Here is an 18,578-nt window from a genome sequence, read left to right as displayed (position 1 = left end):
TCCTTGGTCATGGCGTCACCGGTCCCCGTCAAGGGTGAGCAGAGGACGCAGCAGCGCGCTCAGCGCCGAGGTGCGTACGTCGTCAGAGGCGGGGTGCTCGGCCGGGACAGGCACCTCGGGGGCCGAAGGCCCGGCCGGGGCGGTCACAGCGAGTCCGTCCGCGATGTCATCGGCCGTACGCGCCCGCATCAGGAGCGACGGATCGACGGTGAGGCCGCTGCGCTGTTCAAGGGCCGTGGCCAGTTCGGCGATGACCAAGGAGTCGAGCCCCAGACCCTGGAGCGGGCGATCGCCGGGGTCCTCGCCGAGCACATGGACGAAGGCGTCCCTCACCCGCGCACGCATCGCCGCGGTGTCCTGCCCGGCGGGCGTCGGCGTGGGAATCACGCTGCGGATCTCCGCCGCGGTACCGGGCGCCGCGGAGCCGGTCGGTTCCGCGGTACTCGTCGGCGCGGTCGTACGGGATACGGCGGGCTCGGCGGGAACCTCGGGCGCAGCCGCAGGTGCGCTTCCCGGGAAGATCACGGCACCGCCCGACCGCACGTGGTCGAGGAACCCGTCCAGCGCCTGGTCGGCACTGATCGAGTGCGCGGCGGAGAAGGACGCGTCCGCCTCCATGCCGATGCCCGACCAGTTGGGCCACGCGTGCGCCGTGACGGTGGTGGCGGTGTCGCTCTCGCGCTCGGCCAGGGCCAGCTGGTAGGCGTTGGCCAGGCTGTAGTCGACCAGACCTCGGCCGGCCCCGGCCTGTGCACCGGCGATCGAGGACACCAGGACGGCGAAGTCGGCGCCCTGCTCCTTCGCCAGCCGTACGACGTTCAGCGAGCCCGAGACCTTCGGCGCGATCACCCTGGCGGCGTCGCTCCAGGGCCGGCGGTGCATCGCGCCGAACGGGTTGACCCCGCCGGAGGAGTGCACGATGCCGAGGAGCCGTCCCCAGCGGCTCTCCAACTCCCGGGCCGCAGCCGTGAGAGCCGACGCGTCCGACACGTCGCAGGGTAGGTATGCGACCTCGGCCCGGCGTGCCAGCTCCTGCAGGGTGGCGGAGTGGGCGACATCGATTACGGACCGCCCGACGACGCCGATGCGCCCCGCTCCCCGGTCGATCAGACGCTCGGTCAGGAGTTTTCCGACGGCGCCCAGTCCGCCGGTCACCAGGTAGTACCCGTCGGTGGATATCTCGTAGGGCGGGCCGGGCGGTGCGGCCACCGTTTCCGGCACGTACCTGACGCCTCGCCGGTAGGCCGCGACCGTACCGGAGCCCGTACCCGTACCTGCGTCTGCACCGTCGGGGCCCAGGCGCAGGGCCGAGTACTCCGCGGCGATCTGCCGGGCCTGGACGTCGGCTGTGTCGGCCGGGTCCAGGTGGACGACCGCGGCGGACTTCCGGCTCTCGGCGCAGGCGGCCTGTACGGCTGTGGCCATGGCGGCGGCTTCGGGGCGCAGGCTCCCGCGCTCCTCGGGGTGCACGGCCGCGCCCTGGCGTCCCGCCCAGAGCAGTTTCCCGCGCGGGGGCAGCTCCTTCACGAGGCTGCTCAGCTCGGCCCAGAACCCGCTCAAGTCGAGCGGCTCGTCGGCCCGAGGGCTCGGCGCGTCGACCACGATGACCGCGTCGGTCCGCTGCCTGGACTTCACGACGAGCACTCCCCGGTCACGGAGAGCGGCCGTCAGCGCGTCCCTCATGGCGGGCTCCGCGGTGACGAGGCGCACCGCGGCGGGCTCCGCCGAGGAGGCGGGCGGCAGTTCCCGGACGCCCCACTCCACGCGGAAGGCCTCGGGGCCCGCCTGCGTCGGACCCGACGCCGCGGCTCGGTGCATGTGCCAGTACGTCCCCCGGGCGAACGGATACGTCGGAAGGTCCGTGATACGCGCCCCCGGAGCGGAGAGCGAGGCCCAGTCGACGTGTGCGTACCCGGACCTCACCATGTCCACGATCGCGCTGTGACGGTGCGGTGCCTCAGCCGGCGCGGTGCCGCTCGCGGCCTTCTCGGCCGTCAGGTCGATGTCGACGCGGGCGACCGGAACGCTGCCGGCGGCGACGGAGCGCAGCGCCGTGGCGATGTCGGCGGCGGTACGTCCGTGTACAGCGGACTGGAACTCCAGCAGGGAGCGGCCGACGTTGGCCGTGTGGCAGAGGTCGGCGGTCTCCCAGTCGTCGCGTGATGTGTCGAACCGGTCGGCGTAGGCGGCGGCGAGGGTGCGCAGGGCGGGTTCGTCGGCAGCGGTGACGCGCAGGATGTGGCTGTCTTGGTCCAGCGGCGTACGGACGCCCACTGCGGGTGGTTCCTCCACGATGACGTGGGCGTTGACGCCGCCCATGCCGAAGGCGCTGATGGCGGCTCGGCGGGGGTGGCTGGTGCGGGGCCAGGGCCGGGGCTGGTCGGCCAGGTAGAACGGTGTGTCCTCGAAGCGGATGTGGTCATTCGGGCGGGTGACATGAAGAGTCGGGGGGATCTGATCGTGTTCCATGGCCAGGAGAGCTTTGACCAGTCCGGCCAGGCCTGCTGCTGGTTCGAGATGGCCGATGTTGGTTTTGAGGGATCCGATGGCGCAGTACTGGGAGCGGCTGGTGTGCTGGCGCCAGGCGCGGGTCAGTCCGTCGATCTCGATGGGGTCGCCGAGGCTGGTGCCGGTACCGTGGGCCTCGACGAGCTCGATGGTGTCGGGCGAAGCGCCTGCGTCCTGCAACGCAGCCGTGATCACCTCGTGTTGGGCTGTGCTGTTGGGCACGGTCAGGCCGCTGGTGCGGCCGCCGTGGTTGACCGCGGTGCCTTTGATCACGGCTCGTATCCGGTCGCCGTCCTGCAGCGCCGCCTTCAGGGGTTTGATCACGACCGTGACCACGCCCTCGCCGGGCACGAACCCGTCCGCGTCCGCGTCGAACGCCCGCGACGCACCCGAAGGCGACAGGGCCCGCAGGTTCTTCATCGCGATGTAGTGCAGCGGCGACATCGCAACCCGGACGCCGGCGACGATGGCCTGCTCGCACTCGCCGTCGCGGATGCTGCGCACCGCCGTGTGCAGCGCGACCAGGGACGACGAGCACAGCGTGTCGATCGTCATGCTCGGCCCGTGCACGTCCAGGAAGTAGCTCACCCGATTGGCGAGGAACGCGTTGTGATTCCCCAGACCGCTGGGGGCGTCCAGTTCCGGCGCGATGTTGTAGTCCTTGTAGTGCTGGTAGCTGGCGCCCACGAACACGCCCGTGGAGGAGGGCAGTTGGCGCGGCGGAAGGCCGGCCGACTCCAGCGCCTCCCAGGTCGTCCGCAGCAGCCAGCGCACCTGAGGGTCGAGCACGTCGGCCTGCTTCGGGAAGAAGTCGAAGAACCGGGCGTCGAACTCCTCGACGTTGTCGAGGAACCCCCCGACGTCGGGCTCGTGCCCGTTGGCGTACCCACCCCAGCGGTGGGACGGCGCCGGGCGGATTCCCGTGCCTCCGCGTGAGAGCAGCGACCACAGCTCAGCTGCGTCCGGGGCGCCGGGGAGCGCGAGGGCGAGGCCGACGACGGCCATGTCCCGCGATCCCGCCACGACCTCAGGAGCATCCGCGGGCGCGCCGAGGGCGGCCACCTGGCCTCGGGCATCGGCCTGCTCGTCAGTCCGTTCATCGTCAGTCCGCTCATCGGCGGCCTGCGCATTGAGCTGTGCATCGGCGGGCTGCTCGTCGGCGGCCGGTGCGAACACTCCCTCGGCGGCCTGCTCGGCCACGTGCGCGGCCAAGGTGCGGCAGTCCGCCGCGTCCAGGACGTCCGTGGGGCTCAGCCTGACCCCGTACGTCTCCTCGATGTCGGCTGCGATGGCCGTCGCCAGCATGGAGTCGAGCCCCACTGCGGACAACGAGGTGGTCGGCGTGATGCTCGGGTCGTGGAACGCGTTCCGCACAAGTGCGACGACCGCGGCTTCCGCCGCCGCGACCCCGCCTCCGCGCGGGGCGGGACCGGACACGCGCGTCGGCGAGGGCTCATCGGCCACGGGATGCGAGGGCTCGTCGGCCGCGTCGGGTGCGCCCGGGCCCGTCACCGTCCGGTACTCGACGTCCTCGAGCCGGACCAGAACCCGGCCGTCGGCGGAGAACAGGGTCGCGTCGCCGCGCCGCGCGCCGTCGGTCTCGGATTCGCCCGCTTCCAGCAGCACGAAGGCCGTCAGCGCCGGGTCGCCCCACCGCACGGCCCGCCCGATGGAGACCGGCAGGTATGTCGCCGACGCAGCGCCCGGGTCTGCCAAGGTCAGGACGGCCATGCTCTGCAGGGCGGCGTCGAGTGCCACCACCGCGCGTTCCAGCGGGTGGTTGTCGGCCGAGCCGCCGACCCGCGCGAGCACGCGGCCAGGTCCGTAGTGCACTTCGGCGATGGACCGCAGCGGTGCGGAGAAGTCCATTCCCTTGGCCGCGAACCAGGCGTAGAGGCCGGCCGGTTCCAACGTCCGGCCGAGGCCGGCGCGCTGAGCGTCGATGTCCGGTTCACCGGGCGCTCCGGCCGGCGGCTCGTCCGGGGTACCCACCTCAAGACGGGCGATGACCCGGTCGCCGTGCCGGAACGTGACCGGCCCCGTACGGGCGGGATCGTCCAGGTCGCTGGTGAGGGGATGGAGTCCCGTCCCCCGTCCTGTGAACGTGATCCGCCGCAGGATGTCGGCCCTCCGGAGCCCGAGAGCCACCGGCAGCGCCCCCGGCACGGTCTCCTCACCGAGGACCCGATGGACTCGCGATAACCGTGTGACGATCTCGGCCACGTCCTCCGCTTGCTCCGCATGTCCCACGGCCCGGCCGTCCGCATCGCCCTCGACACGGGCCGGATGCCCCCGGAACGGGTAGGGCGGCAGCGTGATACGCCGGACCGGCACGCCGTCGTACACCTTGCGCCACTCGACGGTCGCGCCGTTGACGTGGAGGAAGGCCAGGCCGGTGCTCACCCGGTTCTCCGGGACGCGCAGTCGCGCCGCGATCCGCTCGGCGGTGAGGGAGGTGTACGGCGCCAAGCGCTCGATGAACGCGTCGTCGGCCGTGGACGCCCCAATCTCCAGGACCGTTCCGCCGCGCACGACGGACCCATGTGCACCGTCCCCTGTACGCAGCGCCAGCGACAGCCCGGCGCTCAGCTCGTCGGCCGTAGACCCCAGGATCGCGACCCGGTACGGCTGGTGGTCGCGTCCGACGGCGGTCGAGTAGCACAGCGCGCTCAGGCCAGACGGCGTTTCCCGCTGCAGCAGTCGGTGGACGTCCGCCATGCGCCGGACCAGGCCGTCCGGTGTGTGTGCGGACAGGACCAAGAGGTGCTCACCCAGTGCGGCGGGCGGACGGCCGTCCTCGGTGGACGGGTCGGCGCCGTACTCCTCGTACTCCTCCACGACGATGTGTGCGTTGGTCCCGCCCATGCCGAAGGCACTGACTCCCGCACGACGGGGTCCGTCGGACGGCCACGGCTCCGGCTCGGTCGGGATCGCGAAGGGCCCGGAGGAGAGGTCGAGGTGCGCGCCGGGGGTCTCGAACCCCGCGAGGGGCGGGATCTCCCGGTGCCGCAGGCACAGCAGGACCTTCACCAGACCGGCGAGCCCGCTGGCCGGCTCCAGGTGCCCGATGTTGGCCTTGACGGAGCCTATGCGGCACGGGTCGGGGCGGGCCGGGTCGTCACCGAACACCTCGGTCAGCGCGGCGATCTCGATCGGGTCGCCCAGCTGGGTCGCCGTGCCGTGCGTCTCGATCAGGGAGATGTCCGCCGGGGCCACGTCGGCGTCGTCCAGCGCCGCACGGATGACCGCGGCCTGCGCCTCACTGCGGGGTACGGGCAGGGCGCTGCCGCGGCCCCCGTGATTGACTGCCGTGCCGCGAATGACGCCCCAGATCCGGTCCCCGTCCCGCTCGGCGTCCTCGAGGCGCTTCAGCATCACGGCCACCGCGCCCTCACCCGGGACGAAGCCGTCGGCCCGGTCGTCGAAAGGGCGCGGCCTGGTCTCGGACAGGGCACCGAGCTGGCTCAGGCTGCGGTAGTACCAAGGGGTGAGCCCGACGTGGCAGGCCGCCACGATCGCTGCGCCGCAGTGCCCCGCCCGCAGAGCGGCGACCGCTTGCTGGATGGCGACGAGGGACGACGAGCACAGGGTGTCGACCGTCTGCGAAGGGCCCGTCAGGTCCAGTGCGTATGAGATGCGGTTGGCCAGCACGGCGTTCATGGACCCGAGCGCGGTGTGCGGTCCGACGGTCTCCAGTCCCTGGGCGTCGCGATGATGCGTGTACGTGGCGCCGACGAAGACGCCGATGTCGCGGCGGTCGGCGAGACCGCTGTCGTCCCTCACCGCCCAGGCGTGCTCCAGCAGCAGCTTCTGCTGCGCGTCCATCTCCTCGGCCTCGCGTACCGAGATGCCGAAGAACGCGGGGTCGAAGCGGTCGATGTCGGTGACGAAGGCGCCCGTACGGCAGTAGGTGCCCTTCATGTGGGGACCGCGCCTCTCGAAGTGGGCGTCGATGTCCCAGCGTTCGGCCGGAATCTCGGTGAACGCGTGCCCGCCGGAGCGGAGCAGGGGCCACAGGTCCGCCAGGTCGGTGGCTCCGGGCAGATCGCCCGATACGGCGACCACCGCCACGTCCTTGCCGCGGGCGGCGCCTGCTCGTCGTGGTCGGCCGCCGGAGGCAGCCACCGGCTGCGGCTCCCGGGACTTCTCCGCATCCTGAGACTCGCGCGGAGCCGGGCCGGACGGAGCCGATCCGTCCGGACCAGGGGCGTCCGGAGCGGGCGCGTCCGGAGCCGGTACGGCGATGGCGGTGGCCGCTCCGTATCGGTCGGTCAGCGCCTGCGCGAGCTCCGTGAAGTCCCCGTACTCCAGGAAGAGCGTGGCCGGGAGGTGGATGCTCCATCTGCGGGACAGGTCCTCCGACAGCTCGACGCTCATGATCGAGCTCATGCCGTAGTCCGCCAGAGGTATACCGCGGTCGAAGGCGGTGACGCCCAGGCGCTCCGAAAGGAAGCGCTCCAACTCGTCCTCGACGCGTTCCCGGGCCCCCTCGGCATGCACGCCGTCTGCGTCGGTCTCGGCGATGGAGTCCGAGTCGTCGGGGTGTGCGATGACCACTTGGCGCGCGTCCCCGCCCAGCACCGCGATCAGGGCGTCCAGGGCCTCCGCCGTGCCCAGGGGCCGGACGCCGCGGCGCCGCAACTGTTCCGCGACATCCGTTCCCATGCCGACTTCGCCCCACAGACCCCAGTCGACGCTCAGCCACGGCTTACCGCGCGCATGCGCGAAGGCGTCGAGGTAGGCGTTGGCGGCGGCGTACCCCCCTTGCCCGAGGTTGCCGAACGTGCCGGAGACCGACGCGAACAGTACGGCGAAGTCCAGGTCCAGTCCGGCGACGGCGGCGGCCAGCTCGTGGACGCCGTCGGCCTTGGGCCGCATCACCGCGGCGATGTCCTCCACGGTGGTGGTGCGGATCAGTCCGTCCTTGAGGGTGCCGGCCGCGTGGACCACACCGTGCAGGTCGCCGAATTCTCCGCGGACGCGTTCGACCACGGCCGCCAGTTCGCCGGGGGCGGTGACGTCCGCACTGTACGAGGCGATGGAGCACCCTCGCGCTCCGATCGCGGCCAACCGGTCCTGGTCGGCGCCTGTTGCGCCGGACCGGCTGACGAGAGCGACGACGCCGGCGCCTTCCTCCGCGAACCGGTCGGCGACCTCCAGGCCAAGCCCACCGTGCCCGCCCAGGATGAGGTAACGGCCGCCCCTCCTGATGGGCTGCGCTCCGGAATGGACCGACCGGTCACGTACGCGGACGGGCTCATGGCGCACGCCCTGCCGGTAGCCGACCTCCGTGGGGCCGTCGCCGAGCTCCGCCACGAGCGCGTCGCCGGAAGCGTCGTCGAGGTCTACCAGCCGCGGGCGGAGGCCCGGGTACTCGATGGCCGCGGTGCGCACGAAGCCCCACAGGGCGGCGCGTGCGGGGACGGGCACGTCGTCGTCCGCCACCGGCTGCGCGGCCCGGGTCGCCACGAAGAAGCGGGACTTCCGCTGCTGCTCACCGAGCGTCTTCAGGGCAGCGAGGCATCCGTACAGGCCGACGCGGAGTTCCGGCTCTGCCGCCCGTACGTTGTGCGCGTCGCCACTGTTCCACAGGTGCACCACACCCGCGATCGGGTCGCCGACCGCCTCCCAGAGCTGTCGGAATGCGCTCTCGTCCGGGTACGGCAGCGCCCGGTGATCCCGGTCCTCGGTGCGTGTGCGGGACGCGCCGACGCCGACCTCCACCACGCGGGCGCCCTCGGCGCGCAGCTCTCGGGCCGTGCGCTCGCCGAGGCTGCCGGTGCCGCCGTCGTGCAGGACCACCCATGTGCCCGTCGCCGGCTCTCGCCGCCGACCGGGTGCGGGCGCTTGCCGCCATTCGATCCGTGAGACCGGCTGCGGGGCTTGCCGCGACGCCTGGGCAGCCGGTCCCGATGGGGCCGTGCGGCGCATGCGTATGCCGCTGAACTCCGCGGCGACTTCCCCCGACGGCCCCAGCAGCAGGGCATCCGCGGTCGAGTACGCGCCTTCGACGCCGGTACGGCGCACCAGGACGGTTGCACCGGCCGCCAGAGCCGACAGGTCCGCGAAGAGCGCGACGCGAGCGACGCCGATCGGCAGCATGGGGAGCGGACCGGCTGCTCCCGTGAGGTCCTGGAGCGCACAACTCACTACCTGGAACACGCCGTCCACCAGGAGGGGATGGGAGTACCACGGCATGGGCTCGGCATCGGTACGCAGAGTGGCCCGCGCAACGCCGTCCCCGACGGCAAGTTCGTGAACGGTACGGAAGTCGGGCCCGTACTGCAGACCCTCGCGCGACCAGCTCTCGTACAGCTCCTCCGAGGTGATCGTCCGTAAGCCAGTCAGTTGCCAGTCGGTGCGGGGCGGGGTGTCGCTCGCGAGCAGCTCGCCGGTACCGGTGGACAGCGGTTTGCGGTCGCCCGCCACCACGGTGCTCAGCTCGAAGCGCGTCTGAGGCCCGAAGGCCACGTCGAGCCGGACGGCCGCCGCTGCGTCGTCGGCGATGGTGAGGGGCCTCAGGAAGGCCACATCGGTGAGCTCCAGCGGGGCGAACGGCCGGCGCTGGGCGACGCCCACCATCGCCATCTCCATCTGCACAGAGGCGGGCAGCAGCCCGGTTCCGGCGGAGCGGTGCTGAGCGATGAAGGGTTCGTGCCCCGCGAACGTCTTCTCGTAGGTCTCGGTCCGGTGCGTCACTGTCCCTCGCTCTGGTGCTCGTAGTGACGGTCGAACAGTGGGTGGCCGGCAGCACTCGCCACGGTGCGGCGGCGAGCAGGCGGCGCGGCCAGCTCCTGTCGGTTGAAGCGGTAGCTGGGGATGGTGGTGGTGCGGTGGTGTTTGCCGTGGTGGAGGTTGGTCCAGTTCAGCTCGGTGCTGGTGTGGTTGTGGTGGGTGGCCAGGGCGGTGTGGAGCTGGCTCTGGTCGTTGCGATCGCGGTGGAGGGTACGGATCAAGATCGGATGGGGGTGGGCAAGGGTGGCTCGGGCGAGCGGGGTCAGCTGGGGGTGCGGTCCGATCTCCCAAACGGTGTGCGGATTGGTGTCGTTGAGGCTGGAGAGGGCTTGGGCGAAGCGGACCGGCCGCCGGACGGCCCGGGCCCAGTGATCGGGATCGGTCGCGGTGGCGGGGGTGTGCCAGGTGCCGGTGAGGGTGGTGGCGAAGGCGATGGCAGGTGGTGTGAGGGCGGTGAGGGCCACGGCGTCGGCGAACGGCGCAACGGCCCCGTCCATGGCAGCGGAGTGGAAAGCATGGCTGACGGTCAGGGGTTGGGTGTGGTGGGTCGTGTGCCGGCAGAAGTCGCTGACCGCCTGAGCAGGGCCGGTGATGGTGTGGATGCGGGGCGCGTTGTAGGCGGCGACCTCGACATCCGGATAGGCCTGCAAGGCAGCGGTGAGGGTGTCGGTGTCGGTATGGACCACGGCCATGGCGCCGGTGGTGGGCTGGGCTTGCATGAGCTGGCCGCGCAGGGCGGTCAGGCGTAGGAGGTCGGGGAGGGTGAGGACGCCGGCCGTCCACGCGGCGGTGAGTTCGCCCAGACTGTGCCCGGCAACAGCATCCGGCCGGACGCCGACGGCCTCCAGATAGCGCACCAGGGCCACCTGAACGCTGACGATGCCGACCTGGGCGTACTGGGTCTGATCGAGCAGGTGCTGGGCGTCACCGTAAAGCAGATCCAGCAGAGGGATGTCGCTGTGAGGGGCCAGGAGCTCCGCGCACTCGTGCATCGCCTGACGGAAGTGAGGTTCGGTGGTGTAGAGGCCGTGGCCCATGCCCGGATACTGCGAGCCCTGCCCGGTGAACAGGAAGGCACTGACAGTGGGTTTGCTGCTCTGTCGGCTGGGCGCGACACTCCCGGTTGCGATGTCATTCAGCCCGGCAGCCAGCTCCTGGCCGGTCGCGCCATGAACCGCCGCGCGGTACCGCTGGGCGGCGCGGCCGGTGTTGGCCGTATAGGCGAAGTCCCCCAGCCGATCCTCTGGCGTGCCGGCCAGCTGGTCGGCGTAGGCGGCGGCCAGGGTATGTAGAGCAGGTTCGTCGGCGGCGGTGATGCGCAGGATGTGGCTGTCCTGCGGCAGGTGTGTGCGGGTGGGTGTGGCGGGTGGTTCTTCGATGATGACGTGGGCGTTGACACCGCCCATGCCGAAGGCGCTGATGGCGGCTCGGCGGGGGTGGTTGGTGTGGGGCCAGGGTTGGGGCCGGTCGGCGAGGTAGAAGGGGGTGTTCTCGAAGTGGATGTGGTTGTTGGGGCGGGTGACGTGGAGGGTCGGGGGAATCTGGTTGTGTTCCATCGCCAGCAGGACCTTGACCAGCCCGGCCAGGCCCGCGGCCGGTTCCAGATGGCCGATGTTGGTTTTGAGGGATCCGATGGCGCAGTACTGGGAGCGGCTGGTGTGCTGGCGCCAGGCGCGGGTCAGTCCCTCGATCTCGATGGGGTCACCCAGACTCGTCCCCGTGCCATGCGCTTCCACCAGCTGGATCGTCTCGGGCGAAACCCCCGCATCCCCCAACGCAGCCGTGATCACCTCGTGTTGGGCTGTGCTGTTGGGCACGGTCAGGCCGCTGGTGCGGCCGCCGTGGTTGACCGCGGTGCCTTTGATCACGGCTCGTATCCGGTCGCCGTCGCGCAGTGCCGCCTTCAGGGGTTTGATCACGACCGTGACCACGCCCTCGCCGGGCACGAACCCGTCCGCGTCCGCGTCGAACGCCCGCGACGCACCCGAAGGCGAGAACGACCTGAGTCGTGAGCCCAGTTGGAAGTACTGCGGTGACATCCCCATGTGCACGCCGGCGACGATGGCCTGCTCGCACTCACCGTCGCGGATACTGCCCACCGCCGTGTGCAAGGCGACCAGGGACGACGAGCACAGCGTGTCGATCGTCATGCTCGGCCCGTGCAGGTCCAGGAAGTAACTCAGCCGATTGGCAAGGATCGCGTTGTGGTTGCCCAGGCCTGCCGCCGTCTGCACGACGTCGCCGACGACGATGTCGCGGTAGTGCTGGTAGCTGGCGCCTACGAACACGCCCGTGGACCGCTGCGGCTTTTCCGCGAGGCCGGCGTCCTCCAGGGCGCGCCAGGCGGACTGGACGAGGTGGCGCTGCTGGGGGTCGATCCACTGCGCTTCGGCGGGCGACAGCCGGAAGAACCCGGCGTCGAAGTCGTTCAGCCCTTCGACGAAGCCGGCACGCCTGAGGTACACGGTGCCGGGCTTGCCGTCCGTGGCGTAGTACGCGTCGATGTCCCAGCGTGACGCGGGTACTTCACGCAGGCAGTCCTCGCCCGCCAGGAGAACCCGCCACAGCTCCGTGGTGTTCTCGGCGTTCGGGAAGACTCCGTCGAAGCCGACGACGGCGATGTCGTGGAGGTCCGTGGCCGCCGCCTCGACGGGCTCGCCGGGAGCCGGCGAGTCCGTCGACGTCGGAGCCACGACTGCGGTCCCGCCGTCCGTCGTCGGTCCCGCATGCGCGCCGGTGACCGAGACCGACTGCTGCTCGGGCACCGAGGCGTTCTGGACACCACTCGCGGAGGGTGCGGCGTCGGCTGGGGCGGCCGTGACCCCGTACTCGTCACGCAGCTCGGCGGCCAGCCGGTCGACCGTACCGACCTCCAGAACCAGCGTCACCGGGATGTCGACGTCGAGCTTCGCCCGGATGTCCTGTGCCAGCGAGACGGCGAGCATCGAATCGAGCCCCTGCTCCTGTAACGGGCGATCCGGTTCGAGGTCGTCGACGTCCAACTCCAAGGCGTCCGCCACCCATTGGGCCAGGGCAACGTCGAGGCCGCCCGCGGGGCCGGTCCCCGCGGCGGGACGGTGACCGTTGCGCGCGGCGACCCCTGGGGTTGCGGGCTGAGGGGTACGGACGTCCTGCGTCGCCCCGGACCGCGGTGTTCCGGTCGGCGGCGCCGACGAGAGCCGCTTCCAGGTGATCCCGCGAGCCTCCAGCACCGGTTCGTCGTCGTCGAGGATCACCAGGCTCGCGGTCAGCAGACCGGAGTCCGGCCCGGTGTCCCGCTCGCGCCGGGCGTACACGCGGGCGGTGCCGGGAAGGCGGCCGAGGACGGTGAGCCGCTCGATGGCGAAGGGCACGTACAGTCCCTCTGCGCCGCAGGCGGCGAGGGCGACCTGGAACGCGCCGTCGAGGAGCCGGGCGTCCACCACACCGAGGGGAGCCACCTCGCCCCGCAGCACGCCCATCGCCTGCCCCGGCGCGGCGGACAGCGAGGCAACGGTCCGGAAACCGGCGCCGTAGCTGAGTCCGTCGCGTTCGAAGGCGCGGTACATCGCGTCGAGCTCCACGGCGGTGAAACCGTCGCCGGACACCGGTGCGGCGAGCACCGGCTGCTCGGGACCGGTCACCTCGGCGGTGCAGACGAGGGTGCCGGTGCCGTCGCGGAACGAAACCGCGGCTCCGTCGCGCTCGGCAGAGAGCGTCGCGGGAGTCTCGACGGCCACCCGGAAGGTCATGTCACGCAGGCCGAACCGGTCCCGGCCGATGAGCTCGGCCACCTTGCCGGGGTACGCGGCCCCGGGGAGGGTCGGTTTGCCGAGGACCACGTGCTCCGCGGCCTCCGGGTGCTCCGTCCACGAGCTCGTCGTACGACCGGCTACGGCATCGCCGACCGGGGCGTCGCCGTGCGGCGCGCTCACGGGCTTCGGCGTTTCGGCGGGCTCCAGCCAGAGGTACTTCTCGTCGTGCGGCGCGGTCGGGAAGCGTACGCCGGCACGCCGCTGCCCGGCGGGTAGGTCCGCGCCGGCGACGAACTTCCGTGCCGCCGCGTCGAGCGCCTCCCGGCTCGCTCCGGCGGCGATGGGCGCCGCCTTTGTACGCTCGGTCTCGGGAGCCACCCCCATGCAGAGGGAACGGGTGTCGTCCACGCCGGCCAGGAACAGCCGTAACTTGTCGTCGAGTTGCTCGACGCTGTCCACCACGCAGGCCAGACGGTGAGTCGCCGCGGGAAGCTGCCGGCTGGCCTCACTCAGCGATGTCAAGGACGGGCAGTACGGGGAGCGCAGCATCAGGACGAGCCGGTGCGCCAGGGTGCACAGCGCCGCGTCCGATCCGGCCGAAAGGGCTACCAGGCGCGGCCCCGTGTCCGTGGCGTCGGGTACTGCGCCGGTGCCCGCCTCGACCACCACATGGGCGTTGGCGCCGCCGAAGCCGAAGCTGCTGACCCCGGCGACTCGCCGACCGGCCCACGGCAGCAGCTGGTCGGCGACGAACAGGGGCGAGCCTTCGAAGTCGAAGGACTTGTTCGGAGTGCTGAAGTTGAGGGAGGGCGGGATGCATCCCGCTTGGAGGGCAAGAATCGTCTTGATCAGTCCGGCGATGCCCGCGGCGGGTTCCAAGTGGCCGATGTTCGTCTTCACCGATCCCACAGCGACCGGCCGCCCGGCCGTCTCGCCCAGGACCGTGTGCAGGGCTTCGAGTTCGATGAGGTCGCCGAGCTGCGTGCCGGTGCCGTGCGCCTCGACGTAGCCGATGTCGCCCGCGGAGATCCCGGACGCCGCCAGCGCCTTGCGCAGTACCGCTTCCTGCGCCGGCCTGCTGGGCGCCGTCAGGAAGCCGGCACTTCCCCCGGTGTGGTTGACGGCGGTGCCGCGGACCACGGCGAGGACGGGGTCACCGTCGCGTTCGGCGTCGGCGAGCCGCTTGAGGACGACGACGCCGCAGCCCTCTCCGCGTACGTAACCGTCGGCCGCCTCGTCGAAGGTCCGGCACACCCCCTGGGGGGACAGCATGCCGTTGCGCGCGAAGGAGCGCGTCTTGGCCGGGGTCAGCACCAGGTTCGCCGCCCCGACCACGGCGGCGTCAACGTCGCCCGATCGCAGGTGCATGGCCGCCTGGTGCAGTGCGACGAGGGACGACGAGCATGCCGTGTCGACGGCGTAACTCGGTCCCGACCAGTCGAAGACGTGCGACAGCCGGTTGGCGACCATGGACATGGCAGTGCCCGTCGCCACGTGTGGGTCGCCGTGGCCGATGCTCATCGCCACCAGCTCCGGGAAGTCGCTCGCGATGGTGCCGATGAAAACCCCGGTGTCGGCACCGAGCGACGCGTGGTCGTAGCCACAGCTCTCCAGCGCCTCCGCCGTCACGCTGAGCAGGATCCGCTGCAGGGGGTCCAGTCGTCGTGCCTCGCGGTCCGTGAGGCCGAAGCGTGCGGCGTCGAAGAACTCGACTCCGTCGACCCAGCCCGTCAGAACCTCGTCGGCGTCGGTCCAGAGGTGGTCCCAGCCGCGCTTCCCGGTCGGGGTATGCCCCACGCTGGAGACGCCGTTGACGAGATTGAGCCAGAATTCGTCCGGTGTGGTGGCTCCGGGGAATCGGCACGCCATACCTATGACGGCCAGGGAACCGTCGGCGGCTCCCCGCCGCGGCGGCTCGGGCCGGGTGTCCGTCGGCGTCGCCGCTGCCGTGGCGACCGGCACCGGCCGCTTCTCCTCTTCCGACGGTTCCGGTACGGATACGGCGTCTTGCGCCATGGCGGCTTCCGCTTCGGAACCTTCCGTCTCGGTGTCGGTGATCTGCACCAGGCCCTCGTCGCTCAGCAGCCGGGCCAGCTTGGCCGGGGTTCCGGTGGCGAAGATCGCCGGAGCGGTGATCTTCGCGCCCAGCTCACGGCTGAGCTGCACTGCGGCGATCGTGACGTTGGCCGAATCGCCGCCGAGATCAAAGAAGTTGGCGTTCGCATCGAAGCTGGGGTGCCCCACCGTGGCTGCGAAGACCCGCGCGATCGACTCCGCCAGTGCTCCCGCGGTCATGTCGGTCACGGTGGCGCCCGTCGGCTCTGCCGGTGCCTCCGCGCGCGTCGGCTCCGCGGCTGCCTCGGCGGACACGGCGGTGGAGCGGATGATGTTGTCCCGGGTCGGCAGTGGCAGCCGGGCCCGCGCGACCTTGCCGTTGTCGGTCAGCGGCAGGGCGTCGACGCGCACGTAGGCGTCGGGCACCATGTAGCCGGGCAGCGAGTTGCCCACGAAGTCGTCCAGTTGGGACTTGGTCGGCGTGGCGTCGCCGACCAGGTAGGCGGTCAGCCGGGGTTCACCGCGGCCCTCGAACCGCGCCGCGACGACCACGGCCGCCGTGATGCCGCTGAACCGCTCCAGCACCCGCTCGATCTCCGCGGGCTCGATACGGTTGCCGCGCACCTTCACCTGGGCGTCGGCGCGGCCGAGCCACTCGATGGCCCCATCGGCGTGGAGCCGTACCTCGTCACCGGTCCGGTACAGACGTACGCCGGTGACGGGGTGGACGGTGAAGACGTCCGCCGTGAGGTCCGGGCGGCCCGCGTAACCACGTGCGAGCCCGGCGCCGGAGATGTGGAGCTCGCCCGTCGTACCCGGGGCGCACGGCTCCAACTGCGCGTCCAGGATGTGCAGTTCCAAGTTCGGGAGGGGCTCGCCCAAGGGCAGGAACGAGCCCACGGAAGTGACGTGGTGGCACGAGGCCCAGATGGTCGCCTCGGTCGGCCCGTACAGGTTCCACAGATCGCGCGCCGACGCGTGCAAACGCTCGGCGGTTGCCGGGGGCAGGGCCTCGCCGCCCGATAGAACGGTGAGCTCCGCGTGCGGAGTCCAAACCGTGCCCAGCAGGAGGCGCCACATGCTCGGCGTCGCCTGGGCGACGGTCACCTCGCCGGTCAGCTCGGCCAGTCGATGCGGGTCGCGGGCCACCTCACGGGAAGCCAGGACGACCGTCGCGCCGACCGTCAGCGGGAGGAGCAGCTCCAGCAGGGAGATGTCGAAGGCCACGGTCGTGTGCGCGAGCATGACGTCGTCGGCCGAGGAGCCCAGGCATTCGCCGATCCCGGCGAGGAAGTTCGCCAGCGCTCCGTGCTCGACCTCCACGCCCTTGGGGTCGCCCGTCGACCCGCTGGTGAACAGCATGTAGGCCAGATCCGAAGCGCCGACCCGCGGCGGCACCGCCTGCGCCGAGCCGTCCGACCCGGGCACGCGCAGGGCGTCGCCCAGCGACTCGCCCAGGGCGTGGGTGCGCGCGTCGGTGACGACCAGGTCGCACTGCGAGACTTCCACGTACCGATGCAGCCGCTCCACCGGATACCCCGGGTCCAACGGCAGGAAGGCCGCACCGGTCCGCAGGATGCCGAGCATGGCGGGGATCAGATCAATGCCCCGGTCCACCAGCAGACCGACCACCGATCCGGGTTCGATGCCCTGGTCGTGCAGGCGAGCGGCGATCGCGTCCGCCCAGGCGTCCAGGCCGGCGTAGTCCAGCGTGCGGTCACCGCTGCGGACAGCGGTGGCTCCGGGCGTCTCGGCGACCGTGGCGGCGATCAGGTCCAGTACGGTCCTGCCGACGGGTTCCTCCGTCGCGGTTCCCGTCCCTGTCTCCGCCTCGGTCTCGGCCTCTGCCCCGGCCTCGGCTCCTGCCTCGGTCTCGGCCTCGACAGCCTCCGCAGGAACCGCCGGAACGGGGTGCCCGTCACCTGCCGTTGGCGGCGCGGCGGCGGAGATGTCCGGCTGCGCGGCGGGCAGCACGCCCTCCCCGTGGAGCAGCGCTGTCAGGGCGACGTCCTCGACCCGCTCGGTGAAAGCCAGCGCCTCGTCCGACCCCATTGCGGTCTCCCGTACGAAGACCGTGGGGGGACCGTCCTGCAGGCACAGCAACGCGATCTCGGTGTGCGGTTCGGCGGACGCCTCCTCGCCCGCGAGCCGCTCAATGACCATGACCCGGGTGAACGTCGGCTCCTCGGAGCCCAGCGGACGTCCTGCCAGGCCGATGCGGACTTCAAGGTCGCCGGCGTAGCCCTTCCGGGCAGCCACTTCGTCCAGCTTGTCCTGCAGTGACCGGGTGCTGTCGCCGTCGAACCGCACGGGGAAGCGTGCGGCGGCGATGCCATGCGTCTCCTCCGCGAGTACGCGCGCGGCCGACGGCGACCAGGCGAAGTCGAAGGTGCGCTCTCCCGCGCGCTCGGCCACGACTTCGAGGAAGGCGCGGATGACCTCGACCGCCTCCTCGCGCGACCCGGGCGCGAACGCCAGCTCGTAACGGCCGTAGTGCGCCGAAGCGGCGGAGAAGTCATCGGCGGGCAGCGGGGCGGGGCGCACCTCCTGCAGCCGCTCCCGCCACCACGGCTCGTGCGCCCGTAGCGGCTTCTGAGCGGCGGCGATGGCCGCCAGCCGCTCAGCCGAGACCGCGGGCAGCGGTGCCCCCTGGGTGATGCCCAGGCGCTGTGCGGCAGCCTGGCCGCTGAGCGCACTCCCGTCGACGGCGGCGCAGTCGCTCAGGACGAGGTCCGCGTCCGGGGCGGACAGGGTCAGCGCAGACGTGGTCACCGACAGCACGGTGGTCTCGGTGCGGGGCTCGTCCCGGGGGATGAGCCTGACCTGCCGGGTGAAGACCGCGCCCTGTTCGGTGATGAGGGTCGGCACCCCGAGCGGGTTCGGGAAGGAGCCGTAGTCCAGAGCCTTGGAGATCCGCTCGGCCTCCGCGGCCGAGGTGCCGGCGTGGATCAGCCCGCCGGACGCCATGCGGGCGGACCGTCGGTAGAACCGCCGCTCGCGGTCGCTCGTGTCCACCGGTTCGGGCAGGGTCCCCGCCACCAGGTGCGGCACGAGGTCGGCGAAGAGCTCGATCCCGACCTCGGCCGTCTCGTACGTCAGCGACAGGGCGGTGGAGTGCTCACGGACGGGAAACCAGCGCTCCAGCAGCACGCTTCCGGCATCCACCGCCTCCGTCATCCGGTGCCAGGTCGCCGCGTGCCGCGTCGCGCCCTCGTACAGCGCCCAGGCCGGGACGTGGCTGCCGGAGTACCGGGGCAGGGGACCGTCGTGGAAGTTGATCGCGGCGATCTTGGGCAGATCGAGGACCTCACCGGGAAGGATCCGGAAGTTGACCATGCTGAAGAGGTAGTCGAACTGCCGCTCCGAGAGCGTGGCCGACAGGTCGCCGTGCGGGTCGAGCACGGGAATGGCGTGTTCGCCCGCCCACGCAGCCACGGCCGGGTCGTCGCTGAAGATCCCTTCGATCCGCATGCCCGCGTCGACGAGCTGCGCGGCGCACTGGGTGAGGACCCGGGTTCCGCCCATGATGAAGCAGTTGGTCGCCAT

Annotated in this window: 2 protein-coding genes; both read right to left on the bottom strand. The window is 71.6% G+C overall.

The window, feature by feature from the left end; translation table 11 throughout:
- Window positions 1–15: 15 nt before the first annotated feature.
- On the bottom strand, window positions 16–9,207 hold the full coding sequence (locus tag ACTWQI_RS03480) for an SDR family NAD(P)-dependent oxidoreductase (protein ID WP_443267300.1): 9,192 nt from the start codon (window positions 9,205–9,207) through the stop codon (window positions 16–18).
- Window positions 9,204–18,578, bottom strand: a complete 9,375-nt coding sequence (locus ACTWQI_RS03475; protein ID WP_443267298.1) for an amino acid adenylation domain-containing protein — start codon at window positions 18,576–18,578, stop codon at window positions 9,204–9,206. The genes ACTWQI_RS03480 and ACTWQI_RS03475 overlap by 4 nt, the downstream gene beginning before the upstream one ends.

The sequence above is a fragment of the Streptomyces sp. KR80 genome (assembly GCF_052245555.1).
Classification (GTDB): Bacteria; Actinomycetota; Actinomycetes; order Streptomycetales; family Streptomycetaceae; genus Streptomyces.
Note: the sequence above shows the minus strand (reverse complement) of the source record. Positions and strands in the feature narration are given on the sequence as shown.